We start from the raw sequence: 24211 nt of genomic DNA on the forward strand, positions 1-24211 counted from the left end.
CCGTAACTCTGGACACGCTGCGGCTCCAGGCCTATTAATACATCCGATGTCAGTCGGGGGTGTCGGCAGCACGGCGACTGTGCTCCGCTCCTCGGGCCCGGCAGTCGAGTCCGTCCAACCTCTTCAGCCCCCGCCCCCGCAGCGGCCGAGCCGTTGCCCCACGAAGTCCTCCGGGCATCTGCCACGTTCGCCTTCCCCCGGTGCCCTGTCGACACCTCAAGGAGCCGCTTCATGTCCACCCCGCCGCTCAGCAGACGTTCGCTTCTCAAGGCCGCCACCCTCGCCGGAGGAGCTGTCGCCTTCGGGCTGCCGCAGGCCCTGTGGCCCTCCACCGCCTCGGCGTACTCGCTCCCCTCGAAGCTGGACTGGTGGTACCAGGCCAGGTTCGGAATGTTCATCCACTTCGGGTCCTACTCCTACCTCGGCGACGGCGAGTGGGCCTTCAGCGACAAGGGGTGGAGCAAGACCGACTGGCAGAACCAGGTGACCACGCCCTTCAACCCGGCCAACTTCAACGCCGCCCAGATCGCCGAGCTGGCCGAGAACGCCGGCATGAAGTACCTCGTGATCACCGCCAAGCACCACGAGGGCTACGCGATGTGGGACTCCAACGTTGCCGGCTTCAAGGACGTCACCGGCACCAAGCAGTACAACCTGCGCGACTACAACAACTTCCAGCCCGATCTGCTGGCAGCTCTGCGGACCGAGTGCCTGAACCGGGGCATCAAGTTCGGGCTCTACTACTCGATCATGGACTGGAACCACCCCTCCCAGACGTGCACCCCCAGCAACTGGTCCACGTCCATGGCCTCCGCGACGGCCCGCACCGGCTACATCAACGACATGAAGGGCCATCTGCAGGAACTGCTGGACCGCTACGACCCGTCCCTCCTGTGGTTCGACGGCGACTGGTGCGACTGGTGGTCCCCGTCCGACGGCCAGGATCTGTACAACTGGCTGATCGCCCGCAAGCCCGGCCTCGTCATCAACGAACGCATCAGGCGGGACCTCGGTCTCGGCGACTACGCGGTGGCGGAGTTCGGCATCCCCGAGACGCCGATGGAACGGGCTTGGGAAGCCTGCGCCACCATGAACTGGGCATGGGGCTACAACGACGAGAGGGTGCACTACCGCTCGGTCACGACCCACATCCAGGAGTTGGTCACGATCGTCTCCCGTGACGGAAACTACCTGCTCAACATCGGCCCCAAGGGCGACGGCAGCGTGACCCCGGAGTCCGTGAACGTCCTCAACGGCATGGCGTCCTGGATGAGCGTCCACGCCGACAGCATCCACGGCACCAGTGGCAGCCCCTTCGCCACCGAACCGTCCTGGGGCAGAATCACCAAGAAGAACGGCAAGCTCTTCGCCCACGTCTTCAACTGGCCCACGGGCGGCACGCTCCAGATCCCGGCCGTTCACAACACCATCAACCGTGTCTACCTGCTGAACAACCCCTCGGCGTCGCTCTCCTACACCGTCAGCGGCGGCACCATCAACGTCAGTGTGCCGACCACCGCGCCCAACGCCAGCGACTCGGTGGTCTGCGTCGAGGTCACCGGCATGCCGGCCGTCCTCGCGAACGGCGTCTACCGCCTGATCAGCGCCCACAGCGGCAAGGCGCTCGACAACTCCAACACCACCGCCGAGGGCAACCAGGTCGTCCAGTGGACCCAGAACACCGGCACCACACAGCGGTGGACGGTGACGAACATGGAGCACGGCTACTACAAGCTGGTCAGCGTCCACAGCGGAAAGGCACTCGACGACAACAACAGCACCGCCCCGGGAACGACGGTCGTACAGCGCACCGACAGTGGCGGTCACCGGCAGCAGTGGGCCGTCACCGCACTGGGCAACGGTGAGTTCCGGCTCGTCAACCGGCACAGCGGGCTGGCACTGGACAACGCCAACACCACCAACGAGGGGAATCCGGTCGTCCAGTGGACTCCGGGCACCGGGGCGACGCAGAGGTGGGCCGTGAACCGCGTCAGCTGACCACCTCTTCGCCCGTCCGCCCCCCGGGTATCCGCTCGGGGGCGGACGCATGCCGTCCTGACGGCGGCTCTGGAACAGGCAGGTGTCCCCGGCCGGCAGACTGAACCACGCCGCCACGGCACTCGGCGAAGTCCCGGTCCGCGTCCCCATGTCACGGCGGGACACCTGGCCGTCGCGCCTTGCGCCGAGGCACTCCCGTTCTGCCGCCCGGGTCCGGGCATGACTGACCCGCCGCCGCCCGACCGGCAGGGGAAGGGGCGTCGGGCGGCGGCGGGAGAACGGGGGGCGGGAGCGGTCAGTCGCCGGGAGACTCCTCGTGCGTCTCGCTCAGGCTGGCCGCGAGCCACTGCTCGACGGCGGTGATGTGCACCGTCGCGGCCGAGGCGGCCAGCAGGGCGTCGCGTGCCCGCAGCGCATCGAGGATCTGGTCGTGTTCCCGACGCGCGTTGTCCACGGTGCGCCGGCCCTGGCTGCCCCGGACGATGCGTACTCGCTGGGTGCGGGTGGACAGCACGCGCAGCAGCATGGACAGCACCGGATTGCCGACGGCTTCGACGATTCTCGCGTGGAAGGCGATGTCGTGCGCGATGAACTCCTCGACCGTGGCGGCCGACTTCGACCGCTCCAGGATGTCGCCGAGTTCCCGCAGGTCCTCGGGTGTCAGCAAGGCGGCGGCCAGCCCGGTCGCCTGCGGTTCCAGGAGCCTGCGCACCTGGAGCAGTTGCAGGGCGGTCCGCCCCTGGGAGACGTCCGAGGCGAAGGAGAGCGACTCAAGGAGGAGATGGGGCTCCAGACTGGAGACGTAGGTGCCGTCCCCCTGCCGCACCATGAGGATGCGCATCGCGGTCAGCGCGCGGACCGCCTCGCGCAGCGAGTTGCGGGACAGGCCCAGCTGCGCGGCGAGGATCTCCTCCTTGGGCAGGCGGGAGCCGGGCACCAGTTCGCCGGCGACGATCATCGCCTTGATCTTGTCCATCGCCTCGTCGGTGAGTGCCACGGGCGTGCCTTCCTGTACAGGGATGTACGAGGGCGGCTCCGCCTCTCGGCGCCCGGGCCGGGGTGGAGCCGCGCGGGCGACCGCTACTCCTGCTTCTCGCCGGAGGCGAAGCGGGAGATGATCAGGGCGACGATGATGATGGCGCCGTTCAGGAACTGGTTCCACAGCGCCGGTACGCCCGCCAGGGTCATGACGTTGACGACGAGCTGGAGTGTCAGGACGCCCGTGAGGGCGCCGAAGACGGAGCCCCGGCCGCCGTTGAGGCTGACCCCGCCGATGACGGTGGCGGCGAAGACCTGGAAGATCCAGCCGCTGCCCTGGGTGGCGGAGATCGAGCCGTAGTGGCCGCTGTAGAGGATGCCGGCGAACGCGGCCAGCAGGCTGCCGAGGATGAGGACGGCCCACACGATCCGGTCGACGCGGACACCGGCGGTGCGTGCCGCCTCCGCGTTGCCGCCGATGGCGTACAGCGCCCGTCCGTGCCGCAGCCAGGCCAGCGCGCTGCCCCCCGCGGCGAACAGCACCGCGCAGATCCAGATGGCGGCCGGTACGCCGAGCCAGGACGCCTTGCCCAGGTAGGTGAAGGAGGACGGCAGCTCCACGATGGACTGGCCCTCCGAGAGGGCGACCTGGAGACCGCGGAGCATGGTCAGTCCACCGAGGGTGACGATGAAACCGTTGAGGCGCAGCTTGAGGATGAGGAAGCCGTTCAGAACGCCGATGGCCACGCCCACCAGGAGGCACAGCGGTAGGGCCGTCCACTCGGGGAAGAGCCCGAGCCCGGTGAACCGCCCACCGGTCGTCGGCAGGACGAGCCACACGGCGATGACCGGGGCCACGCCGATGGTCGACTCCAGGGACAGGTCCATGCGCCCGCAGATGAGGATGAGCGCGGTGGCGAGGACGAGCAGGCTCAGTTCGGTGGACTGCTGGGCCACGCCGATGAGGTTGTCGGCGGTCAGGAAGGCCGGCGAGACGATGAACCCGATCAGGCCGAGGACGAGGATGGCGGGGACCAGGGACAGCTCACGGAAGCGGCCGAGGTCGAGCCGGCGCCGGGCGGTGTCCACCGCGGCCGGCGCCGTCGTGCCCGGTGCGGGCTCCGTGACATCTGTGGTGGCGGACATGTCTACCTTCCGTGCTGGTGGGTGCCGGACGCCGCGGACGCGGCGGATGGGGTGGTGTCGGCGACGCCCTCGATGGCGGCGACGACGTGCTCGTCCTTCCAACCACGGTCGAACTCGGCGACCACCCGTCCGTGGAACATGACCACGAGCCGGTCGCACGCCCGGAGGTCGTCCAGTTCGTCGGAGACGATCAGGGCGGCCTTGCCCTCGTCGGCTGCCCGCCGGATCCTGCCGAGCAGGAATTCCTTGGACTTGACGTCGACGCCGTTGGTGGGGCGGATGGCCACCAGCACGTGCGGATCGGTGGCCAGGGCGCGGGCGACGACGACCTTCTGCTGGTTGCCGCCGGAGAGCGCGGAGACCGGGGTGGCGGCCGCCGGGGTCTTGATGTCGAGGTCCTGGATCATGCGCTGGGCGAAGGTCCTGGTGCGGGCGGGCAGGACGGTGCCGTACGGGCCGAGCTGGTCGGTGACGGTGAGCGTCGCGTTCTCCGCCACGCTGCGGTGGCTGACCAGCCCTTGCAGATGGCGGTCCTCGGGGACGAAACCCACTCCGGCGGCCAGGGCGGACGGCACACTGCCGGTGCGCACGACTCTGCCGCCGACCGTGATCCGGCCGGCGCCGGCGCGGTGCAGTCCGGCTACTGTCTCGCCCACCTGGACGTTGCCGCTGGCCGTCGCGCCGGCGAGTCCGATCACCTCGCCGGCGCGCACCGAGAGGGAGAGGTCCTCGCAGGCGCCGGGCACGGTCAGGTCCTCGATGCGCAGCAGCTCCGCCCCGACGGCCGGTGCGGTCATGGGCGCGCTCGCGGGGCCGGCGGCCGCGGAGGCGGCCTCGCCGGTCATGGCCTCCACGAGGGAGCGATGACCGAGTTCGGCGACGGGTGCGGTGAGGATGTGGGCGGCGTCGCGGTAGACCGTGACGGTGGTGCAGAGGTCGTACACCTCTTGCAGGTGGTGCGAGATGAAGAGGAAGGCGACGCCCTGCTCCTGGAGGTCGCGCAGCTTGTCGAAGAGGCGGCCGATGCCGCGGGCGTCGAGCTTCGCGGTGGGCTCGTCCAGGATGATGAAACGGGCGCCGAAGGACAGCGCGCGGGCGATCTCCACGAACTGCCTCTGTTCGACGGTCAGGTCCCTGGCCCGCGCTGCGGCGTCGACGGCCACGCCGTACTCGCCGAGAAGTTCCTCCGCACGCTGCCGGAGCTGCTTCCAGCGGATGGGGCGCAGCGGGCCGTCGCTCTGCCGGTTCAGGAAGAGGTTCTCGGCGACGGTCAGGTCACCGATGACGGTGGACCGCTGATAGACGCAGGCGACCTTCGAGCGCCAGACGTCGATGTCGCCGAAGGCGGGCGCAGGCCCGCCGGAAAAGCGCAGTGAACCCGTGTCGGGCTGCTGGAGACCGGTGAGGATCGACACGAGCGTCGACTTGCCGGCGCCGTTGCGCCCCACCAGGGCGTGCGCTTCGCCCTCGGCGATGCTGATGCGGGCGTCGCGCAGCGCGACGGTGGCGCCGAACCGCTTGCTGACGCCGGTCGCCTCGGCAACCGGGGCCCTGGTTCCAGGGCCGCTCGCCGCGGTGATGGCGGTGTCCGCCATGGTGGATACCGTCCTTCGGTACGGATGGTGGGGACAGGGGATCGGGGACCGCGGAGGAAGGAACCGACCCGGAACCCGGGTCGGGGGCCACGGCCGGGGGAGGGGAGACGAGGTCCCCCGGCCGTGGTCGGCGGCTGCCGGTCGTCAGCCGACGGTGTTGCCCCACAGGGTCTTGTCGTCCACGTTGTCCTTGGTCACCAGGGGCGCGGGGAGCTGGTCCTCCAGGCCGCCCGGGATCTCGATGATCGTGGAATCGTGATCGGTCGGGCCGGGCTTGAACGTCTTGCCCTCGGCCGCCGCCTCGGCGTAGTACAGCGCGTACTTGGCGTACAGGTCGGCGGGCTGGGAGACGGTCGCGTCGATCTGGCCCTTGCGGATCGCCTCGAACTCCTGCGGAATGCCGTCGTTGGAGACGATCGAGATGTGACCCTTCTCGCCGGCCGGCTTCAGCAGACCCTTCTGCTCCAGCAGGGCCAGGGTGGGCTGCAGGAAGACGCCGCCGGCCTGCATGTAGATGCCGCCCAGGTCGGGGTGCTGGGCGAGCAGGCTCTGCAGCTTGGCGGAGGCGACGTCGCCCTTCCAGTCGGTGGGCAGCTCGAAGACCTTGATCTTCGGGAACTTGGTCTTCATGCACTGTGCGAACGCCTCGGAGCGGTCCCGGCCGTTGATCGAGTCCAGCGCGCCCTGCAACTCGGCGACCTTGCCCTTGCCGCCCAGCTGCTCGCCGAGGAACTCGCACGCCTTGGTGCCGTACGCCCGGTTGTCGGCGCGCACCACCATGTAGACGTCGCCCTTGTCGGGTCTGGTGTCGACGCTGACCACCGGGATCTTCTTCGACGCGAGGGTGTCGAGGGTGGAGGCGATGGCCCCCGTGTCCTGGGGGGCCATCACGACGGCCTTGGCGCCCGTGTTCTGGAACACCTGCACATTGGCGACCAGCTTGGTGACGTCGTTCTGCGAGTTGCTGAGCGGCAGGGCGTTGATGTCCTCGGACTTGATGTCCTTCTTCAGGTACTCGGCGTAGGAGTTCCAGAAGTCGGAGTCGGAGCGGGGCAGGTCGATCCCGATGGCGGGCTTGTCACCGGCCGAGGCGGCGGACCCGGAGGAGCTGTCGCGGTTGCACGCGGTGAGGAGGGTGAGGGCGGCGAGTACGCAGGCCGCTGTGGCGGTGGAGCGGGTGCGAGCGAGCTTCATGGCCGTGTTGTCTCCTTTGACGGGGCGGAGGACCGCGAGGCAGCGATGAGAGGGAGGCGTACTCGCCTGCCGAAGGGGGGCGAGACCGCGGGCCGGGCACAGGCGACCCGGCACAGGCAGTGCGGGACCGCGCCCGAAGAGGAGGGGAGTCGAGGGGCAGACACGTCCGAGACGGAGGCCCGGCGGCGGTCCTGGCCGACCTGAACGACACAGGGCCAACGCCGGGGATATTCCTCCGATGTATCTCGGACGTCGAGGACGTTACGACGGCGTTGCCGACGTTGACAAGAGGTCGTTGCCGCAGATTGGCGCCGCAGGACGGAAAGGGGACCCGGCAGCCAGGCCTGAAGACGTCGTCGGTTCGGTGCGTTCCCTTGTGAACTGGGGTTTCGTCCAGTTGCTCGATCAGGTGGGAGAGCAGGACCGAGACTCACGATTCGGCAACGGACCATCGCGTCGCCGAGTCGGCGCCTCGCGGGAAGTGGTGTGCCCGGCCGCCGCCACACCGCTCCGGCCGTCCCTGAGTGCCTGCGGCCCAGGTTTCCAGCAGCGGGGTCCGCCGATGCGACCACCCCCTGATTCATCGGAGGAAAACCACGCACGCCACCCCGACGGCCGAGGGTAGTGCCACATGAAGCCACTTCGCGCGGGAGGAAGGCCGATGGCAGGGAAAATACATCCGAGGAATTGGTTGCCCTTCGCGATTCCGTGCGCTTACAGTCTCGCTGCTGCCATACATCGGATGATTCAGGGGCTCGTGTTGAAACTCTCCGCACGGCCTGCTCGGGCGGCAGTCGGCGGCAGCGGCCCGTACGACCGACTGTCACCCCCTCCGTGAACTCGCCTATGGCAAGGGAAGTACCAGTGAAACTGCTGCGAGTCGGCCTCCCCGGCGAAGAGCGGCCTGCTGTCCGTACGGACGATGGCAGGCTGCTGGATCTGTCGTCCGTGGCCTCCGACGTCGATGGCGCGTTCCTCGCCTCGGACGGTCTCGACCGGGCCCGTGCGGCGGTCGAGGCGGGACGGCTGCCTGAACTCGCCCCCCACGGGCTGCGGATCGGCGCCCCGCTCGCCCGCCCCGGCAAGGTGATCTGCGTCGGACTCAACTACCGCGACCACGCCGCCGAGACCGGCGCCGCGATCCCGCCCCGCCCCGTGGTCTTCATGAAGGATCCGAGCACGGTCGTGGGCCCGTACGACGAGGTGCTGATCCCGCGCGGCTCGGTCAAGACCGACTGGGAGGTCGAGCTGGGGGTCGTCATCGGCCGGCGGGCCCGTTACCTGGAGGGCCCCGAGGAGGCGGCCGAGGTGATCGCCGGATACGTGGTCAGCCATGACGTCTCCGAGCGCGAGTTCCAGCTGGAGTACTCCTCGCAGTGGGACCTCGGCAAGTCCTGCGAGACCTTCAACCCGATGGGGCCGTGGCTGGTCACCGCCGACGAGGTCGGCGACCCGCAGGAACTCGGGCTGCGACTGACCGTCAACGGCGTCGAGCGCCAGCACGGGCACACCCGCGACATGATCTTCCCGGTCCACGAGATCGTCGCCTACCTCAGCCGGTACATGGTCCTTCAGCCCGGCGATGTGATCAACACCGGTACGCCCGCCGGCGTCGCCCTCGGCCTGCCCGGCACCCCCTATCTCCGCCCGGGTGACACCGTCGAGTTGGAGATCGACGGGCTCGGGAGCCAGCGCCAGACCTTCGGCCAAGCGTGAAAGGCACCCCCTTGACTGCAACCCACGCCCGGATCACCGCGGTCGACACCTACGACGTCCGGTTCCCCACCTCACGGGAGCTGGACGGGTCGGACGCCATGAACCCGGACCCCGACTACTCCGCCGCCTACGTCGTGCTGCGCACGGACGCCTGCGACGGTCTGGAAGGCCACGGCTTCACCTTCACCATCGGCCGCGGCAACGACGTCCAGGTCGCTGCCATCGGCGCTCTGCGGCCCCACCTCGTCGGTCGCTCGGTCGAGGAGCTGTGCGCGGACCCCGGCTCCGTCAACCGCGACCTGATCGGCGACAGCCAGCTGCGCTGGCTCGGCCCCGAGAAGGGCGTGATGCACATGGCGATCGGCGCCGTCGTCAACGCCGTCTGGGACCTGGCGGCCAAGCGCGCCGGGCAGCCGTTGTGGCGGCTGCTGGCCCACGCGGAGCCGGAGTGGCTGGTCTCCCAGGTCGACTTCCGCTACATCGCCGACGTCCTCACCCCCGGGGAAGCCCTCCGGCTGCTGCGCGAGGGCCGCGCCGGGCTCGCGGAGCGCGAGGCCGTGCTGCTGGAGCGTGGCTACCCCGGCTACACCACCTCACCCGGCTGGCTCGGCTACCCCGACGAGAAGCTCACCCGGCTGGCCAAGCAGGCCGTCGCCGACGGCTTCACCCAGATCAAGCTGAAGGTCGGCGCCGACCTCGCCGACGACGTCCGCCGGATGCGCACCGCCCGCGCCGCCGTCGGCGACGGCATCCGCATCGCCATCGACGCCAACCAGCGCTGGAACGTCGGCGAGGCGATCGAATGGACCCGTGCCCTCGCCGACTTCGACCCCTACTGGATCGAGGAGCCGACCAGCCCCGACGACATCCTCGGCCACGCCGCCGTGCGCCGTGGCGTCGCCCCGGTGAAGGTCGCCACCGGCGAACACGTCCAGAACCGCATCGTCTTCAAACAGCTCCTCCAGGCCGAGGCCATCGACGTCCTCCAGATCGACGCCTCCCGCGTCGGCGGCGTCAACGAGAACCTGGCGATCCTGCTGCTCGCCGCCAAGTTCGGCATCCCGGTCTGCCCGCACGCCGGCGGCGTGGGCCTGTGCGAACTCGTCCAGCACCTGTCCATGTTCGACTACCTCACGCTCTCCGGCACCACCGAGAACCGGGTCATCGAGTACGTCGACCACCTCCACGAGCACTTCACCGCCCCCGTGGTGATGCGCGAGGGCCACTACGCCGCCCCCCTGACCCCGGGTTTCTCCGCGACCATGCGCGAGGAGTCCATCGCCGCGTACGACTTCCCCGACGGAGCCTTCTGGACCGCAGACCGCACGCAGCGGGAAGGTGCCTCATGACCGGTCTGTCAGGTCTCAGGGCCCTCGTCACCGGGGGCGCGTCCGGCATCGGGCTGGCCACCGCCCGAGCCCTGGCGGAGCGGGGCGCGGCGGTGGCCGTGCTCGACCTCGAACCGACCGGGGTGCCCGAGCCGCTGCGTGCCTTCAGGGCCGACGTCGGCGACGACACCTCGGTCCGCGGTGCCGTGGAGCAAGCGGCCGAGCGGCTCGGCGGGCTGGACATCGTCGTCAACAACGCCGGCGTCGGAGCTCTCGGCACCGTCGAGGACAACTCCGACGAACAGTGGCACCGCGTCCTGGACGTCAACGTCCTCGGCATGGTCCGCACGACCCGCGCGGCCCTGCCCCACCTGCGTGCCTCCTCCCACGCGAGCATCGTCAACACCTGCTCCGTCGCCGCCACCGCCGGCCTGCCCCAGCGCGCCCTGTACTCCGCCAGCAAGGGCGCCGTCCTCTCACTCACCCTGGCCATGGCCGCCGACCACGTCCGCGAGGGCATCCGCGTCAACTGCGTCAACCCGGGCACCGCCGACACCCCCTGGGTCGGCCGCCTCCTCGACGCCGCCGACGACCCCGAAGCGGAGCGCGCCGCCCTCAACGCCCGCCAGCCCATGGGCCGCCTGGTCACCGCCGACGAGATCGCCGCCGCCATCGTCTACCTGGCGTCTCCGGCCGCCGCCTCCGTCACCGGCACCGCCCTCGCCGTCGACGGCGGAATGCAGGGCCTCAGGCTCCGCCCGGCGGCCGGTTCATGAGGACGGCCACACTGGGAGGCACCGATGTCCGGGTCACCGAGCTGTCGTTCGGGGCCGCGGGCATCGGCAACCTCTTCCGCCCGGTCTCCGCCGAATCGGCCTTCGCCGCCGTGGACGCCGCCTGGGACGCCGGGATCCGCACCTTCGACACGGCCCCCCACTACGGTCTCGGCCTCTCCGAGCGCCGCCTGGGCACCGCACTGTGCGACCGCCCCCGGGACGCGTACACCGTGTCCACCAAGGTCGGGCGGCTCCTGGAACCGAACCCGCAGGGCGGCCGGGGGGACGACCTCGCGCACGGCTTCGCAGTCAGCGACACCCAACGCCGGGTCTGGGACTTCAGCGCCGAAGGAGTGCTGCGCTCCCTGGAGGCGAGCCTGAACCGCCTCGCCCTTGACCGCGTCGACATCGTGCTGCTGCACGACCCCGACGACCACGCCCGCCAAGCCCTCACCGAGGCGTATCCGGCGCTGGAGCGGCTGCGCGCCGAAGGCGTCGTGGGTGCCATCGGCATCGGAACGAACCAGTGCGCACTGCCTGCCCGCTTCCTGCGCGAGACCGACATCGACGTGGTGCTGCTGGCCGGCCGCTACACCCTCCTCGAACAGGAGGGCCTCGACGAACTGCTTCCCGAGGCCGCCGCCCGGGGCCGGAGCGTGATCATCGGCGGGGTGTTCAACTCCGGGCTGCTGACCGACCCCAGGCCCGGGGCGACGTACGACTACGCGCCCGCCCCGCGGTCCGTCCTGGACCGCGCCCTGCGGCTGAAGAAGATCGCCGGACACCACGGTGTGCCGCTGCGCGCCGCGGCCCTGCACTTCCCGTTCGGCCACCGGGCGGTGGCGAGCGTCCTGACCGGGGCACGCTCCGCCGAGGAGGTCCGCGACACCGTGGACCAGCTGCGGCGCACGGTCCCCGCCACGGTGTGGGACGAGTTGCGAGCCGAGGGAGTACTGGCCCCGGACACCCCGACCCCCACCGCCCTCCCGTCGAAGGAGCCGTCGTGAGTCAGGAGCTGTGACCAGAGCCACCTGACCACGCCGCCGAAGACGCGGACCCCTCACTGCCGCTGGTGCCCGCTTCACCGAGGCCCCTCGCGGGCTACGACGGCGGGCTCCGCGGCCGGCCCTTGCTCACCGGATCCGCCCCTCGCACCGCAACGCGGGGATCACCTTGCCGAACGGCGCAGGCTCAGCCCGGTGAACGGGGCCGCCCAACCCAAGACGACAGGGCACGGGTGTCCCTGCCTGTCAGCTCGTGTGGAGAGCGGAGCGGAGTGCCTCGTCGATCGTGGGGTGGCCGAAGGTGAAGCCCGCCTTGTTCAGGGCCGCAGGCACGGCGCGGCAACTGCCTGTGATGCCCGTCGTGAACTCGCCGAGCGCCGCTCTGAGGGCGAAGGCAGGGACGGAGGCGATCGTCGGGCGATGAAGGGCGCGGCCCATCGCTCGCGTGATCTCGCGGTTCGTCAGTGGTTCGGGGGCTGTGAAGTTGACGGGGCCTGTGAGCGTGTCGTCGTCGATCGCGAAGCGCAGTGCCCTGATGTGGTCGGTCAACGAGACGAACGGCCAGTACTGGTCGCCGGAGCCGAGCCGGCCGCCCAGGCCGAAGCGGAAGAGCGGGAAGAGCCTGCCGAAGGCGCCGCCTGCGGCGGAGACCACCAGGCCGGTGCGGGGGTGCACCACCCGGATGCCCGCCTCTCGGGCAGCGTCTGCGGCGTCCTCCCAGTCGACGCAGACGGCAGCCAGGAAGTCGTCCCCGGGTGGCGCGCTCTCCTCGATGGTCCGGTCACCGGTGTCGCCGTAGTAACCAGTCGCGGACGCGGAGACAAGGACGCGGGGCGGTGTGGACGATGCGGCGCACGCCCGCGCGATGGTCCGGGTTCCCCGTACGCGGCTGCGGCGGATCTCCTCCTTGTACGCGGCGCTCCAGCGCTTGTCTCCGACCCCGGCGCCGGCCAGGTGCACGACGGCGTCCACAGTGTCCAGCGCACCGGGCTGGATGTGGCCTCCGACCGGATCCCAGTGCGCCGCCTCGGTTCCGTCTCCCGCAGGGCTCGCCGACCGGTCGCGGACGAGGCGGACGACCTGGTGGCCGTCGGTGAGGAGCGAGTGGGTGAGGGCGGATCCGATGAGTCCGGTGGACCCGGTGATCGCGACGCGCATGGCGTCCTCCCGAACGGGCATGGGCAGGTGGCCTCGTGGCCGCCTGGGATGGTTGTCGGACTTAGAGGTTCTCGGAGTCAGCGGCGATGCCACGGCAGGGCCGCCGGGTAGGCGTCCTCCTCGCCGGCCTGCTTGAGGGAGGCGACCACGGTGGCGGTGATGGCGGCGAGTTGCTCCACCTGTTCGGGACTGAGGGCGTCGAACACCACGCGGCGTACGGCAGCAACATGGCCGGGGGCGGCCTTGGTCATCAACTCCATTCCGGCATCGGTGAGTTCGGCCAGCTGTCCGCGTCCGTCGGCCGGGTCCTCCCGGCGCCGCACGTAGCCCGACTCCTCCAGGCGGATCACCGCGCGCGTGAGGCGGCTGCGGGTGAACTTCAACTGCTCGGCGAGCAAGGACATCCCCAGGGCGTGGCCGGGTGCCACGGACAGGCGGGCCAGGAGGCTGTAGTCCGCGTGTGTCATGGCCGCGTCGCGCCGCAACTGCTGATCGAGGTAGTCGTTCAGCAGCGTCGAGCAGTCGAGGTAGTTGATCCAGGCTCGCAGCTCTTCGGGAGTGAGCCACCGGGGGGATGTCATGGTGGCCACCTTAACCCGAAGTGTTTGCCTGATCAAACACTTCGGAGTAGCCTGCCGCATGTTTGAGGAATCAAACGTCCGCCCTTCCGGTGCTGCACCTGTCGTTCTTGAGCTCTCCACAGGAGGTCCCCATGTCGGGTTCCGTTCCCGAAGCCGTGTCGTCCGCGCCACCCGCGCCGCGCTCCCGCGGCCTGATGGTGGTCGCGGGGCTTCTCGCGGCGGCTGTCGTGGCCGTCCTCGGAAACGTGGTGGTCGCGTTGCTCGCCCGCGCGGCGGGGGCGTCGGGCGAATTCGCTCCGCTGCACCTCTCCGCGTACGGGCCGCTGACGGTGTTCGGCGTCGTCCTCGGCGCCATGGGCTGGGCGGTCGTCCGTCGTGTCGCCAAGAACCCGGCGGGGCTGCTGCGGTGGCTGGTGCCCGCGCTCGTGGTCGTGTCCTTCGGGCCCGACCTGTCCCTGCTCGGTGGCGGTACGCCCGGCAGTGCGCCGTCGGCCGTCGCCGCGCTGATGGTGATGCATGTGGTGGTCGCGGTCGTGGCCGTCGCCGCCTGCCGGCGCGTCCTGCCGCTGCCTGTCCGCTGACGCAGCCCGGCGTGCGCGACGTGCCGGCTGCCGCCGGTCGGCGGTGTCCCGGAGCCAGGGACGACCGGGCTCCGGGGCACCGCTGTTCGCGCGCAGGGACGGTCGTGCACGTCTTCCGTCTGTGTGACGGTTGCCCGTCCCATCCACAGCGTGGATGACCCGGATACGGGATTCGGATCGCGCGGGGGATGGCACCGGCGCGTCGGCGCCCCCATAGTCGTCGCTACCGCACGCCGCTGTCCGGATGCCGCCGGCGTGCGAGCGTCCCCAGCATGCCGTGCGCGGTCGGCGCCCGTGAGGCATGCCCACTCCCTCTACCGTCCCCTGGAGTCGCCATGCCCGGTTCCGTGCCCCCGCCGCCTCGCACGGCGGTCGATGCCACCCCTGCGTCAGCCGTCGCCGTCTCGGGTCCGGCCCATCTGCTGCGGGTGACCCTTCTGATGGCGGGCAGCTGTCTGCCGATCCTGGGGGCGGTGCTGATCGCCCCGGTACTGCCGAAGATGCAGGACCACTTCGCGTCGGTCCCGGGGGCCAAGGCGCTGGTGCCCCTCGCGCTGACCGTCCCGGCGCTGGCGCTGGCGCTGCTGGCGCCGTTCGCCGGGGTGATCGTGGATCGGGTGGGCCGCAAGCGCCTGCTGGTCATGGCGACCGTCCTGTACGCGCTGTTCGGCACGGCACCGCTGTGGCTGGAGTCGCTGGGCGGCATCATCGCCAGCCGCGCCCTGGTCGGAGTCGCCGAGGCCGCGATCATGACCTGCTGCACGACTCTCATCGGCGACTACTACAGCGGTCACCGGCGGGTGAAGTACCTCGCCCTGCAGACCATGTGCGCCTCCGCGTCGGCCACCGTCTTCTTCGTGCTCGGCGGCGCCGCCGGATCGGCGGGCTGGCGCGTGCCCTTCTGGGTCTACGCCGTGAGCCTGGTGCTCGCCCCGCTGATGGCGATCGCCCTGCCCAGCCCGTCGGCCCGTGCGGACGGCGAGGAGACCGGGGCCGGGACGGAGGCCCGCCGCTCGTTCCCCTGGCGGCAGTTGGGCGGCATCTGTGCCCTCACCTTCTTCGGGGCGATGGTCTTCTACACCGTCCCGGTGGAGATGTCGTACCTGCTCGACGACCTCGGGGTGGAGAACACCGGCGTGATCGGACTGGCCACTGCGATCGCCAGTGCCGCGACCGTGGGCGGAGCGGTCACCTTCGCCCGGCTGAAGCGGTCTCCTGACCCGATGCTGCCCGCCGTCTTCGCGGTCTGCGCGGTCGGCTTCGGGGTGATGTTCCTCGCGGGCAATGCCCCGCTGCTGGTCATCGGAGCGGTCGTCAACTGTGTGGGCACCGGCATGCTGCTGCCCGCCCTTCTCACCAGTGCCATGTCCCGCCTGGCGTTCGAGGACCGCGGCCGTGGGACGGGGTTGTGGACGGCGGCCTTCTTCGGCGGTGAGTTCATCTGCCCGCTGGTGCTGCTCGCCGGGGAGTCCGCGGTCGGCACTCTCGCCGGTGCGGTGGGCGTGCTGGGGCTGGCCGCCGCTCTCGTCGCGGCGGGGCTGTGGGCGGCCCGCCGCCGGGTGGACGCCGTCGATCCCCGGCCGTTGCCGGAGCAGTTGGCCTGAGGGTGGGCGGGAAGGCCGCCGAGAGCGCGTCGATCACGAGCTGCCGCGGGGCCCGGTCGGAGCCGACCCGGCGGCAGTCACGCGCTCCGGTCGCCGGGCACGGCCTTCCCCGGGTCCTTGCCCTTGCCGTAGCCGTTGCCCGTCAGTGTCGCGCCCACTTCCGCGGCCTTCTGCCGCAGCCAGATGTGGCCCGCGTCCTGAGCGTGCACCGGGTGCCACCACATCGCCTCCCGCACCGGTACCGCCTCGAAGGGGCAGGGCAGGACGCGCACCGCGGCCGATCGGACCGCCTTGCGCGCCAGGCGCTCCTGGATCATCGCGATCCGGCGGGTGCCCTCGACCATGAGGGGCAGCAGCTGAAAGGTCTGCACGGACACTTCCACCTGGGGGCTGATCCCTATCATGCTGAGCTGGCGGGCGGCCGGGGCGTCGTAGGGACGCTGGTAGACGGCCCACGGCAGACGCCCCAGCTGGTCCAGGGAGAGTTCGTCACCGATCTCGGGGTGATCGTCGGCGACCAGGAACAGCCAGCGGTCCTGGTGGAGGTCGACGGCGGGCAAGCCGTCGATGACGCCGTGCGGCATCAGCAGTCCGTCGACGGTGCTCAGCACCGCTGCGGTGTTCTCCACCACGGACGGTGCCGGGTGCTGGAAGGTGAGCCGGATGCCGGGCGCCTCCTCGTGCAGGGTGCGGGCGAGTGCGGCACCGAACACGGCCGCCCCGTAGTCGGAGGCGAGCAGGGTGAACTCACGTGACTCCGACGCCGGGTCGAAGTCGGCCTGGCTGGAGAAGACCCGCTCCAGCAGGTCGCACGCGGTGGCGCTGCGGTCGCGCAGGGCGGCGCCGAGCGGAGTCAGCTCATAGGCGTTGCCGGTGCGGGCGAGCAATTCGTCGTCGAAATGGCGGCGCAGCCGGGACAGCGCGGCGCTCATGGCCGGCTGGCTGAGGCCGATGCGCTCGCCGGCCCGGGTGACATTGCGCTCCTCCAGCAGCGCGCGAAGGGCGAGGACCAGATTGAGGTCGAGTCGGGACAGGTTCACCGGCAGGCCACCTAGCAACGAGAGTCATCCATGACGTGGATTCGACACATCCACAGAATTAATTTCCGTGATTGGCCGATCGAGGTCACAGTAGACCCCAACCCCGCAGGAGGAAATCCGATGGCAATGCTCGCGCAATCAGCCGGCCCGTTCGCGCTCGGCACGTTCTCCGCTCAGGACGGGGAGTCCTTTCCCGGCCTCCTGGCCCATGACCGGGTACTCGATCTGCGCAGCGCCCTGGACTGGGCACCGTCGGATCTGCGCGCAGTCCTGGAGCGGTGGGAGGAGACCCTCCCCGTCCTGCGCACCCTGGCGGACGACGACGCCCTCGGCCGGCTGCCCCTGGAGGGCCTGCGCGTGCACGCCCCCGTCGAGCCGCGGCAGATCTTTCAGTCCGGCGCCAACTACCGGCAGCACGTGATCGACCTGGAGGTCGCCCACCGTTCCCCCGACGACCCTCGCACCGTCGAGGAGGCACGAGCGGAGATCGCCGCGGTCATGGACCGCCGGGCCGCCGAGGACCTGCCCTACGTGTTCATCGGCCTGCCCAGCGCGATCACGGGCCCCTACGACGATGTCGTCCTGCCCGCCTGGGCCGAACAGCCGGACTGGGAGTTGGAGTTGGCGGCCGTCATCGCCAAGCCGGCCTACCGGGTGACGGTCGAGGAGGCCCTGGAGTACGTCGCCGGGTACACCATCGCCAACGACCTCACCGACCGCGCCACCGTTTTCCGCAGGGACATGAAGGCCATCGGCACCGACTGGCTGCGCTGCAAGAACGCCCCCGGCTTCACCCCGCTCGGCCCCTGGCTCGTACCTGCGGAGTCGATCGCGGACACCGGTGACCTGCGGGTCACGCTCAAGCTGAACGGCGAGACCATGCAGGACGAGTCCACCAAGGACATGCTCTTCGGAGTCGCCCGGTTGGTGTCGTACGCCTCGCAGACGGCTCGACTCCTGCCCGGTGACCTGGTGTTGACCGGCAGTCCGGCCGGCAACGGCATCCACTGGGGACGCCTGCTGCAGGGCGGCGACGTCATGGAGGGTTCCATCACCGGTCTGGGCGTGCAGCGCACCCGCTGTGTCGCGGAGGGAACGGCATGAGCCTGGACCGCCGCGACCCGGAGGGCGCGATAGCCGAGGCCGCCAAGGCGTACTCCAACTGGGGCCGTTGGGGTGAGGACGATGTGCTCGGCACACTGAACTTCCTCGACGAGGCCAAGCGGCGCGAGGGCGCGGCGCTCGTGCGCCGCGGCGTGAGCTTCTCGCTGGCCCAGCGGTTCGACATGAACGGCCCGCAGAAGGGCTGGCGCCGGCGGACCAACCCGGTGCACACCATGCTCGACACGGGGACCGACGCGGCGCTGGGCAACCAGGGTTTCCCGCACGGCCTCGGCGGCGCGGACGACGTGATCGCGATGCCGTTGCAGTGCTCCACCCAGTGGGACGGCCTCGGGCACATCTTCGACCACGGCAAGGCGTGGAACGGACGGGCCGCCGAGCAGGTGGTCACCTCCGACGGAGACCTTGTCACCGGCATCGAGCACATGGCGCCGTACGTCGCGGGACGCGGCGTGCTGCTCGACGTGGGCCTGGTCGTCGGCACGGGCGGGGGAGAGCTGCCCGACGGGTTCGCCATCACCGAGGAGCACCTTGAGCAGACGGTTGAAGCCCATGGGGTGACCGTCGGCACCGGTGACATCGTCCTCGTCCGCACCGGACGTCTCGCCCGCGCCCGCCGCGACGGCTGGGGCGACTACGCGGGCGGCCCCGCGCCCGGCCTGTCGTTCACCACCGCCGGCTGGCTGCACGGCACCGAGATCGCCGCCATCGCCACCGACACCTGGGGTTTCGAGGTCCGCCCCAACGAGTTCGAGGGCGCCTTCCAGCCGCTGCACCAGGTCGTCATCCCCAACATGGGCCTGCTGATCGGCGAGATGTGGGACCTCGACGCACTCGCCGCCGACTGCGCCGACGACGGCGTGTACGAGTTCTGGCTCACCGCCGCTCCCCTCCCCATCACCGGAGCCGTCGGCTCCCCGGTCAACCCGGTCGCCGTCAAGTAGCCCGCACTGCCGCCGGATGCGCCGTTCCCGGACAGCAGCGGACCATCCGGCCCCCACCGCTCACCCGCTTCGCCGGGTGATCCGTCCCCACCTCTGGCCCGCACTCGCAGCGGGCGAGCCGCAGCCCCCGCCGCCCGAAGTCGCGCGGCCCCACCCCGGGAGGAATCCCCGACATGGCTGACACCCGCACTCTCTCCCAGCCTCCGGCCGGGGGCACACCCACCGTCCTGGTCATCGGCGGGGGCGCCTCAGGCAACGCCGTCACCATCCTGCTGCGCCGCGCCGGCATCGCCGTCGACCTGATCGAGGCCAAGCCGGACTGGAACGCCACCACCGGCTCCGGCATCACCCTCCAGGGCAACGCCCTGCGGGTCCTGCGCGAACTGGGCGTGTGGGAACAGGTGAAAGCCTCCGGATACGCCTTCGGCTCGCTGGGCGTGACCACCCCCGACGGCACCGTCCTGTTCGTCGCCGAAGACATCCAGACCGGCGGCGAGGACCTGCCCGCCACCCTCGGCATGCAGCGCCCCCAGTTGCAGCAGATCCTCATCGACACGGTCCGCGCCTCCGGCGCCGACGTTCGCCTCGGCACCACCGCCGAAGCGCTGGAGCAGGACGCCGACGGCGTGTCGGTGCGCTTCAGCGACGGCAGCGAGGGCCGCTACGACCTGGTGATCGGCGCCGACGGAGTCAACTCCGCCACCCGCGCCGTGATCGGCATCACGGACAAACCCGAGCCGACCGGCATGGCCATCTGGCGCATCGCCGCCCCGCGGCCCGAGCGCGTGACGCGCACCGACCTCGCCTACGGCGGCCCCGCCTACATCGCCGGCTACTGCCCCACCAGCGAGAACACCATCTACGCGTTCGTCGTCGAAGGGTGCCGCGACCGCGCCTCCATCGACCCGGCCACCTACGCCGACGAGATGCGCCGCCTGGCGCAGAGCTACGGCGGGGTCTGGCCGGAGATCACCGAGCACATCACCGACCCGAAGAAGGTCAACTACACCTGGTTCGACCGCCTGCTGGTCGAGGGCTCCTGGCACCGGGGCCGGGTCGTGCTCATCGGCGACGCCGCCCACTGCTGCCCGCCCACCATGGCCCAGGGCGCGGCCATGTCCCTGGAGGACGCCCTCGTCCTCGCCGAGCTGCTCAGCGGGGCCGTGGCCGACGGCCGGGACTGGGACGACAAGCTGCTCCAGGCCTACCACGACCGCCGCATTCCCCGGGTGCGCACCGTCGTCGAGGCGTCCCTGCAGATCGGCCAGTGGCAGCTGGACGGTGTGCGTGACGCCGACATGGCCGGGCTGGTCGGCCGCACCATGAACCTCCTCAAGGAGCGCCCGTGACCACCACCGCATCCTCCGCGCCGACCATCGACGTCCACGCACACGTCCTGCTCCCGGAGGTCGAGGAGGCCGTCGCCGGCCATCCCGGTCTCGCCGAGGCCCGCGCCCTCGACGCGCGCCGCAACGGCCCGGCGGCCCTGGCGGTGAACGGCCCGATGGTCGGCGCGCGCGTGCCGAAGCTGACGGACGCCACGGCGCGCCTGACGGCCATGGACGCGCAGGGCGTGGACATTCAGCTGGTCAGCCCCTCGCCGTCCCACTACCACTACTGGGCCGAGCCCCGACTGGCCGAGACGGTCTGCCGACTGGCCAACGAGGGCACCGCCGCACACTGTGCGAAGGCTCCCGACCGCCTGCACGGCCTGGGCCTGGTCCCGCTCCAGCATCCCGGCCTCGCGGTCGGCCTGCTCGACCACGCCCTGGACCAGGGGCTGAGGGGAGTGGAGATCTCCTCGCACGCGCCCGGCCACGAGCTGTCGGACACGGCGTACGAACCCCTCTGGTCCCGTGCGGAGGAGACAGGCGCCCTGGTCTTCCTGCACCCGTTCGGCTGCACGCTCGACGAGCGCCTGGACCGGTGGTACCTGTCCAACACCGTCGGCCAGCCCACCGAGAACGCCGTCGCCCTCTCCCACCTGATCTTCTCCGGCGTCCTGGACCGCCACCCGGGCCTGAAGCTGATCGCGGCGCACGGCGGCGGCTACCTGCCCACCCACCTCGGCCGCTCCGACCACGCCTGGCGGGCCCGTCCCGACGCCCGGGGCTGTGAGCGCGAACCGAGCAGCTATCTGAAGCAGCTGTACTTCGACTCCCTCGTCCACGACCCCCAGGTGCTGAAGGAGCTGCTGCGAGCGGTCGGCCCGGAACGGGTCCTGCTCGGCTCCGACTTCCCCTTCGACATGGGCACCGACGACCCGCTCGGCGCGCTGCGCGCCGCGGACCTGCCCGACACCGACTTCCACTCCCTCCGCGGCGCAAACGCCGCCGCTCTGCTCAACCTCGCGTGAGGAGCTCCCCCCATGAACAACCGCCTGCTCACCCACCTCCGCCACGTCGACCTCGCCGTGCCGGACTACCACAAGCAACTCGACTTCTACGCCGGAGTCTGGGGCCTGACCAAGGTCGCCGAGGACTCGGGCATCTCCTTCCTGGCCGCCGAGGGCAGCCCGGAGCAGTACGTCGTCCGGCTGCGCAAGGCCGAGGAGAAGCGCCTCGACCTCGTGTCCTACGGTGCCGCGAGCCCGGCCGACGTGGACACGCTCGCCGAGCAACTCCTCGCCGGGGGTGTCGAGCTGGTCACCCAGCCGGGCAAGGTGGAAACCCCCGGCGGCGGTTACGGCTTCCGCTTCTTCGATGTCGACGGCCGCACCATCGAGGTCTCGGCCGACGTCGAGGTGCGGCAGCACCGCAAGATCGAGGAGAAGGAGTCGATCCCGGTCAAGCTGTCGCACGTCGTGCTCAACTCGCCGGATCTGGACAAGACCAAGGCGTGGTACGAGGAGCACCTCGGCTTCCGGCTGTCCGACACGCTCGGCCATCCGCACATCGGCGACGTCATGCACTTCATGCGGATCAGCAACCAGCACCACTCCATGGCCATCGCCAGGGGACCGCACACCTCGCTGCACCACATCTCCTTCGAGATGCGCGGAATCGACGAGTACATGCGCGGCTCCGGCCGTGTCATCCGTTCCGGCGCCCGCAAGATCTGGGGGCCGGGCCGGCACATGGCGGGCGACAACACCTTCACGTACTTCCTCGACCCGCACGGCAACACCGTCGAGTACACGACGGAGTTGGAGCTGCTGGACGAGGACACCTGGCACCCGCACGTCTACGACTTCTCCCAGCCCGAGGTCACCGACCAGTGGGGCACCGCCAACCCCATGAACGAACTGGTCACCAAGGAATCCTTCAACGACGTCGACCGCGGCGTGTTCGTCGCCCCGCCGGTCTGATCGGCGAAGCCCTCCGGTCCCCGGGGGCGCGGTGGCCCTGTCATGCCCTGACTCCCACGCCGCGCCCCCGGCCTTCGCGCCCCCCTCGAACGTCGACAGCCGACAGGAAACCGCCATGCGTTTCGCCGCGTACGAGTACCGCAACCGACGCCACGTGGCCGTCGTCGAAGAGGACGGCACGCTCTTCCCTCTTCCCGGCGTCAGCTCACTGACCGGCCTGCTGGCCCAGGGCGGCGGCCTGCCCGAACTGCTCGACGCGAGCTCCGCGGCCCTCGATGTCCCGGCCGGCCCCCACATCTGCGAGGTACGGCTCCTGCCCCCGCTCCAGCCGCCCACCGTGCGGGACTTCGTCACCTTCGAGGAACACGTCGAGGGCGTACGGCGGTCCGTGGACGGGGCTGCCGGAGTACCGGAGCGGTGGTACGCGGCCCCGACGTTCTACTTCGGCAACCCCTACGCGATGTACGGGCCGCACGACGACATCCCCATGCCACCGGGGTCGAGCGTGCTCGACTTCGAGCTGGAGGTCGCCGCCGTGATCGGAAAGGAGGGCCGCGACCTCACGCCCGAGCAGGCCCACGACCACATCGTCGGCTACACCGTCTTCAACGACTGGTCGGCACGGGACCTGCAGTCCGCCGAGATGAAGGTGGGCCTCGGCCCCTGCAAGGGCAAGGACACGGCCACCACGCTGGGGCCGTACCTGGTCACCGCCGACGAGCTGGAGAAGTACCGCGACGCGGACGGCTTCCTGCGCCTGGCGCTCACCGCCGAGATCAACGGCGAGGTCGTGGGCGAGGATCTGCTGTCCAACATGAGCTGGACCTTCGAGGAGATGGCCGCCTACGCCTCGCGCGGCACAGTCGTCCGCCCCGGTGACGTCCTCGGTTCCGGGACCTGCGGAAACGGCGGCTGCCTCGCCGAGCTGTGGGGTGTACGGGGTGAGCAGTCCCCGCCTCCCCTGAAGCCCGGCGACACGGTCACCCTCACCGTCGAGGGCATCGGCTCCGTCTCCAACACCGTGGTGGCCGGCCCGGCCCCCCTGACCGTTCCGGTCGCCCGACGCCGCACGAGGCAACGGCCTTGACGGATCTCCGTACCTGGGGGCACCTCCCGGCCGAAGGCACGCCGGCGTCGGTGGAGAGCCCGCGAACGATGGTCTACGGCCGCGGTGGGCGCAGGACGGGGACGCTGTCGCGGAACGCGGCGGCGTGCTTGTCGATCTCCTGGGGGTCCGGCTCCAGTGCGGCGGTGCTCAGCAGTTCCCGGTAGTGCTCCTCCAGCTCCGTGAGGGTGTGGACGGAGGAAGCGGTGCCGGCGGGGGAGAAGTCGACCCGGACGCCGCCGTCCTCGACGACGAAACGGCCCGCGGCCCCACAGGTGCCGCATTCGACGCGGCCGTCGCGCAGCACGATCAGGTCGAGGTGGCACATCGGGCAGGTGCCGGGCTCCCCCAGGAACCGGACCTCGTCGTGGGGCAGGCCGAGCTGCCGGGCAACCGCGCCGCCCAGCCGCTCGGCGCGCAGCACAGCCGCCGGGTCGGTGGCTATGCCGCCCAGGCCGCCGGGGGTGGGGACTTCCATCTGGTCGGCGACGGCCATGTGCAGGGGGAAGGCCAGGGCGTGCAGAGTGGGCAGCGTCAGCGTGCGCCAGTGGGGTGACGGGCAGCCGCCCACGGCGATGAAGCCGGCCACGCGCGGCTTGAGGACCCGCGGATCGGGGGCCGTGTCGAGGCCCAGAAGACCGCGCGTCTCCTCGTGCTCGGCCGGGCCGTGTTCGCGGGAGGCGAGGGCCTCACGGACGAAGACCACGTCCGTGCGTGGACCGAAGGCGCGGTCGATGAGGAGCTTCAACGCGCCCGGTGCGCTGCGGGTGTAAGTGGGGGAGCTGACAATCACGCCGTCCGCGTCGAGCAGCCGGTCGCAGAACCAGGCCGCGTCGTCCCCGGCGTCCGCGGTGGCGGCGGTGACCAGGGACAGGTCGGTCAGCCGTACCATCTCGACGGCTGTACCTTCGCGCGCGGCCGCGGTGAGCGCGGCCTTCAGCAGTACCTCGGCACTGCCGTCCTCCTGCCCGCAGGCAAGTCCGAGCAGACGCATCGACGACACCTCTCTGTGTGGTCGGGGGACGGGGGACGGG

21 protein-coding genes are annotated in these 24211 nt (G+C 70.7%); 13 read left to right on the forward strand and 8 right to left on the reverse strand.

The genetic code is table 11. The annotated features are described in order from the left end of the window. The first annotated feature begins 231 nt into the window (after positions 1–231). On the forward strand, positions 232–1998 hold the full coding sequence (locus GTY56_RS13610; protein ID WP_161365572.1) for an alpha-L-fucosidase: 1767 nt from the start codon (positions 232–234) through the stop codon (positions 1996–1998). 295 nt (positions 1999–2293) lie between these two features. On the opposite strand, the gene GTY56_RS13615 is transcribed toward GTY56_RS13610, so the two are convergent. The 4 genes from GTY56_RS13615 to GTY56_RS13630 form a co-directional block, all read right to left on the reverse strand. Then, positions 2294–2995, reverse strand: a complete 702-nt coding sequence (locus GTY56_RS13615) for an FCD domain-containing protein (RefSeq protein ID WP_161365574.1) — start codon at positions 2993–2995, stop codon at positions 2294–2296. Positions 2996–3078: 83 nt separating this feature from the next. Next, positions 3079–4122 (reverse strand): ABC transporter permease, encoded by a 1044-nt coding sequence (locus GTY56_RS13620; RefSeq protein ID WP_161365576.1) that lies wholly within the window; start codon positions 4120–4122, stop codon positions 3079–3081. 2 nt (positions 4123–4124) lie between these two features. Further along, positions 4125–5717, reverse strand: a complete 1593-nt coding sequence (locus GTY56_RS13625) for a sugar ABC transporter ATP-binding protein (RefSeq protein ID WP_161365578.1) — start codon at positions 5715–5717, stop codon at positions 4125–4127. Positions 5718–5861: 144 nt separating this feature from the next. Continuing rightward, positions 5862–6911 carry a sugar ABC transporter substrate-binding protein gene (locus GTY56_RS13630; RefSeq protein ID WP_161365580.1) on the reverse strand — a complete coding sequence of 350 codons (1050 nt, stop codon included), beginning with the start codon at positions 6909–6911 and terminating at the stop codon, positions 5862–5864. Between the two features lie 864 nt (positions 6912–7775). Between GTY56_RS13630 and GTY56_RS13635 the strand changes: the two genes are divergently transcribed. From GTY56_RS13635 to GTY56_RS13650, 4 genes are read left to right on the forward strand one after another with little or no spacing between them, the layout of a single operon-like run. Next, on the forward strand, positions 7776–8627 hold the full coding sequence (locus tag GTY56_RS13635; RefSeq protein WP_161365582.1) for a fumarylacetoacetate hydrolase family protein: 852 nt from the start codon (positions 7776–7778) through the stop codon (positions 8625–8627). Between the two features lie 11 nt (positions 8628–8638). Beyond that, entirely contained in the window at positions 8639–9976 is a 1338-nt protein-coding gene (locus GTY56_RS13640) for an L-fuconate dehydratase (protein WP_161365584.1), read from the forward strand. Beyond that, positions 9973–10731 (forward strand): SDR family NAD(P)-dependent oxidoreductase, encoded by a 759-nt coding sequence (locus GTY56_RS13645; protein WP_161365586.1) that lies wholly within the window; start codon positions 9973–9975, stop codon positions 10729–10731. The genes GTY56_RS13640 and GTY56_RS13645 overlap by 4 nt, the downstream gene beginning before the upstream one ends. Continuing rightward, complete coding sequence (locus tag GTY56_RS13650; protein ID WP_161365588.1) at positions 10728–11738, forward strand: aldo/keto reductase; 1011 nt, start codon at positions 10728–10730, stop codon at positions 11736–11738. Before GTY56_RS13645 ends, GTY56_RS13650 begins: the two co-directional genes overlap by 4 nt. Before the next feature lie 243 nt (positions 11739–11981). On the opposite strand, the gene GTY56_RS13655 is transcribed toward GTY56_RS13650, so the two are convergent. Continuing rightward, positions 11982–12893: a TIGR01777 family oxidoreductase gene (locus GTY56_RS13655; RefSeq protein ID WP_161365590.1), complete on the reverse strand. Its 912-nt coding sequence runs from the start codon at positions 12891–12893 to the stop codon at positions 11982–11984. Between the two features lie 77 nt (positions 12894–12970). Continuing rightward, positions 12971–13474 (reverse strand): MarR family winged helix-turn-helix transcriptional regulator, encoded by a 504-nt coding sequence (locus tag GTY56_RS13660; RefSeq protein WP_161365593.1) that lies wholly within the window; start codon positions 13472–13474, stop codon positions 12971–12973. A gap of 131 nt (positions 13475–13605) precedes the next feature. On the opposite strand from GTY56_RS13660, the gene GTY56_RS13665 reads away from it, so the two are divergent. Together GTY56_RS13665 and GTY56_RS13670 are read left to right on the forward strand one after the other, a co-directional pair. Beyond that, entirely contained in the window at positions 13606–14055 is a 450-nt protein-coding gene (locus GTY56_RS13665; RefSeq protein WP_161365595.1) for a DUF6069 family protein, read from the forward strand. A gap of 335 nt (positions 14056–14390) precedes the next feature. After that, a complete protein-coding gene (locus GTY56_RS13670; RefSeq protein ID WP_161365597.1) occupies positions 14391–15659 on the forward strand; it encodes an MFS transporter in 1269 nt (422 codons plus the stop codon). A gap of 77 nt (positions 15660–15736) precedes the next feature. Here the strand turns inward: GTY56_RS13670 and GTY56_RS13675 are convergent, their stop codons facing one another. Continuing rightward, positions 15737–16699 (reverse strand): LysR family transcriptional regulator, encoded by a 963-nt coding sequence (locus GTY56_RS13675; RefSeq protein WP_161365599.1) that lies wholly within the window; start codon positions 16697–16699, stop codon positions 15737–15739. Between the two features lie 120 nt (positions 16700–16819). Here GTY56_RS13675 and GTY56_RS13680 point away from each other — a divergent pair, with 120 nt between their 5' ends. From GTY56_RS13680 to GTY56_RS13705, 6 genes are all read left to right on the forward strand, one after another. After that, a complete protein-coding gene (locus GTY56_RS13680) occupies positions 16820–17803 on the forward strand; it encodes a fumarylacetoacetate hydrolase family protein (RefSeq protein ID WP_202510117.1) in 984 nt (327 codons plus the stop codon). Then, positions 17800–18765: a cyclase family protein gene (locus GTY56_RS13685; RefSeq protein ID WP_161365600.1), complete on the forward strand. Its 966-nt coding sequence runs from the start codon at positions 17800–17802 to the stop codon at positions 18763–18765. The genes GTY56_RS13680 and GTY56_RS13685 overlap by 4 nt, the downstream gene beginning before the upstream one ends. 173 nt (positions 18766–18938) lie before the next feature. Beyond that, positions 18939–20114: an FAD-dependent oxidoreductase gene (locus GTY56_RS13690; protein ID WP_161365602.1), complete on the forward strand. Its 1176-nt coding sequence runs from the start codon at positions 18939–18941 to the stop codon at positions 20112–20114. Then, positions 20111–21121, forward strand: coding sequence for an amidohydrolase family protein (locus GTY56_RS13695; protein ID WP_161365604.1), 1011 nt, complete (start codon positions 20111–20113; stop codon positions 21119–21121). Before GTY56_RS13690 ends, GTY56_RS13695 begins: the two co-directional genes overlap by 4 nt. A 12-nt stretch (positions 21122–21133) precedes the next feature. Beyond that, positions 21134–22072: a VOC family protein gene (locus tag GTY56_RS13700; protein ID WP_161365606.1), complete on the forward strand. Its 939-nt coding sequence runs from the start codon at positions 21134–21136 to the stop codon at positions 22070–22072. Between the two features lie 115 nt (positions 22073–22187). Beyond that, positions 22188–23159: a fumarylacetoacetate hydrolase family protein gene (locus tag GTY56_RS13705; protein ID WP_161365607.1), complete on the forward strand. Its 972-nt coding sequence runs from the start codon at positions 22188–22190 to the stop codon at positions 23157–23159. A gap of 73 nt (positions 23160–23232) precedes the next feature. On the opposite strand, the gene GTY56_RS13710 is transcribed toward GTY56_RS13705, so the two are convergent. After that, positions 23233–24171, reverse strand: a complete 939-nt coding sequence (locus GTY56_RS13710) for an NAD(P)H-dependent oxidoreductase (protein WP_161365609.1) — start codon at positions 24169–24171, stop codon at positions 23233–23235. Positions 24172–24211: the final 40 nt, after the last annotated feature.

This window comes from Streptomyces sp. SID5643 (genome assembly GCF_009872555.1).
Lineage (GTDB): Bacteria > Actinomycetota > Actinomycetes > Streptomycetales > Streptomycetaceae > Streptomyces > Streptomyces iakyrus.

Excerpts from the sequence above, each read along its gene's own strand:
- GTY56_RS13610 (WP_161365572.1), top strand. The coding sequence starts at position 232 with ATGTCCACCCCGCCGCTCAGCAGACGTTCGCTTCTCAAGGCCGCCACC.
- GTY56_RS13620 (WP_161365576.1), bottom strand. The coding sequence starts at position 4,122 with ATGTCCGCCACCACAGATGTCACGGAGCCCGCACCGGGCACGACGGCG.
- GTY56_RS13625 (WP_161365578.1), bottom strand. The coding sequence starts at position 5,717 with ATGGCGGACACCGCCATCACCGCGGCGAGCGGCCCTGGAACCAGGGCC.
- GTY56_RS13630 (WP_161365580.1), bottom strand. The coding sequence starts at position 6,911 with ATGAAGCTCGCTCGCACCCGCTCCACCGCCACAGCGGCCTGCGTACTC.
- GTY56_RS13645 (WP_161365586.1), top strand. The coding sequence starts at position 9,973 with ATGACCGGTCTGTCAGGTCTCAGGGCCCTCGTCACCGGGGGCGCGTCC.
- GTY56_RS13650 (WP_161365588.1), top strand. The coding sequence starts at position 10,728 with ATGAGGACGGCCACACTGGGAGGCACCGATGTCCGGGTCACCGAGCTG.
- GTY56_RS13655 (WP_161365590.1), bottom strand. The coding sequence starts at position 12,893 with ATGCGCGTCGCGATCACCGGGTCCACCGGACTCATCGGATCCGCCCTC.
- GTY56_RS13660 (WP_161365593.1), bottom strand. The coding sequence starts at position 13,474 with ATGACATCCCCCCGGTGGCTCACTCCCGAAGAGCTGCGAGCCTGGATC.
- GTY56_RS13665 (WP_161365595.1), top strand. The coding sequence starts at position 13,606 with ATGTCGGGTTCCGTTCCCGAAGCCGTGTCGTCCGCGCCACCCGCGCCG.
- GTY56_RS13670 (WP_161365597.1), top strand. The coding sequence starts at position 14,391 with ATGCCCGGTTCCGTGCCCCCGCCGCCTCGCACGGCGGTCGATGCCACC.
- GTY56_RS13680 (WP_202510117.1), top strand. The coding sequence starts at position 16,820 with ATGGCAATGCTCGCGCAATCAGCCGGCCCGTTCGCGCTCGGCACGTTC.
- GTY56_RS13685 (WP_161365600.1), top strand. The coding sequence starts at position 17,800 with ATGAGCCTGGACCGCCGCGACCCGGAGGGCGCGATAGCCGAGGCCGCC.
- GTY56_RS13690 (WP_161365602.1), top strand. The coding sequence starts at position 18,939 with ATGGCTGACACCCGCACTCTCTCCCAGCCTCCGGCCGGGGGCACACCC.
- GTY56_RS13700 (WP_161365606.1), top strand. The coding sequence starts at position 21,134 with ATGAACAACCGCCTGCTCACCCACCTCCGCCACGTCGACCTCGCCGTG.
- GTY56_RS13705 (WP_161365607.1), top strand. The coding sequence starts at position 22,188 with ATGCGTTTCGCCGCGTACGAGTACCGCAACCGACGCCACGTGGCCGTC.
- GTY56_RS13710 (WP_161365609.1), bottom strand. The coding sequence starts at position 24,171 with ATGCGTCTGCTCGGACTTGCCTGCGGGCAGGAGGACGGCAGTGCCGAG.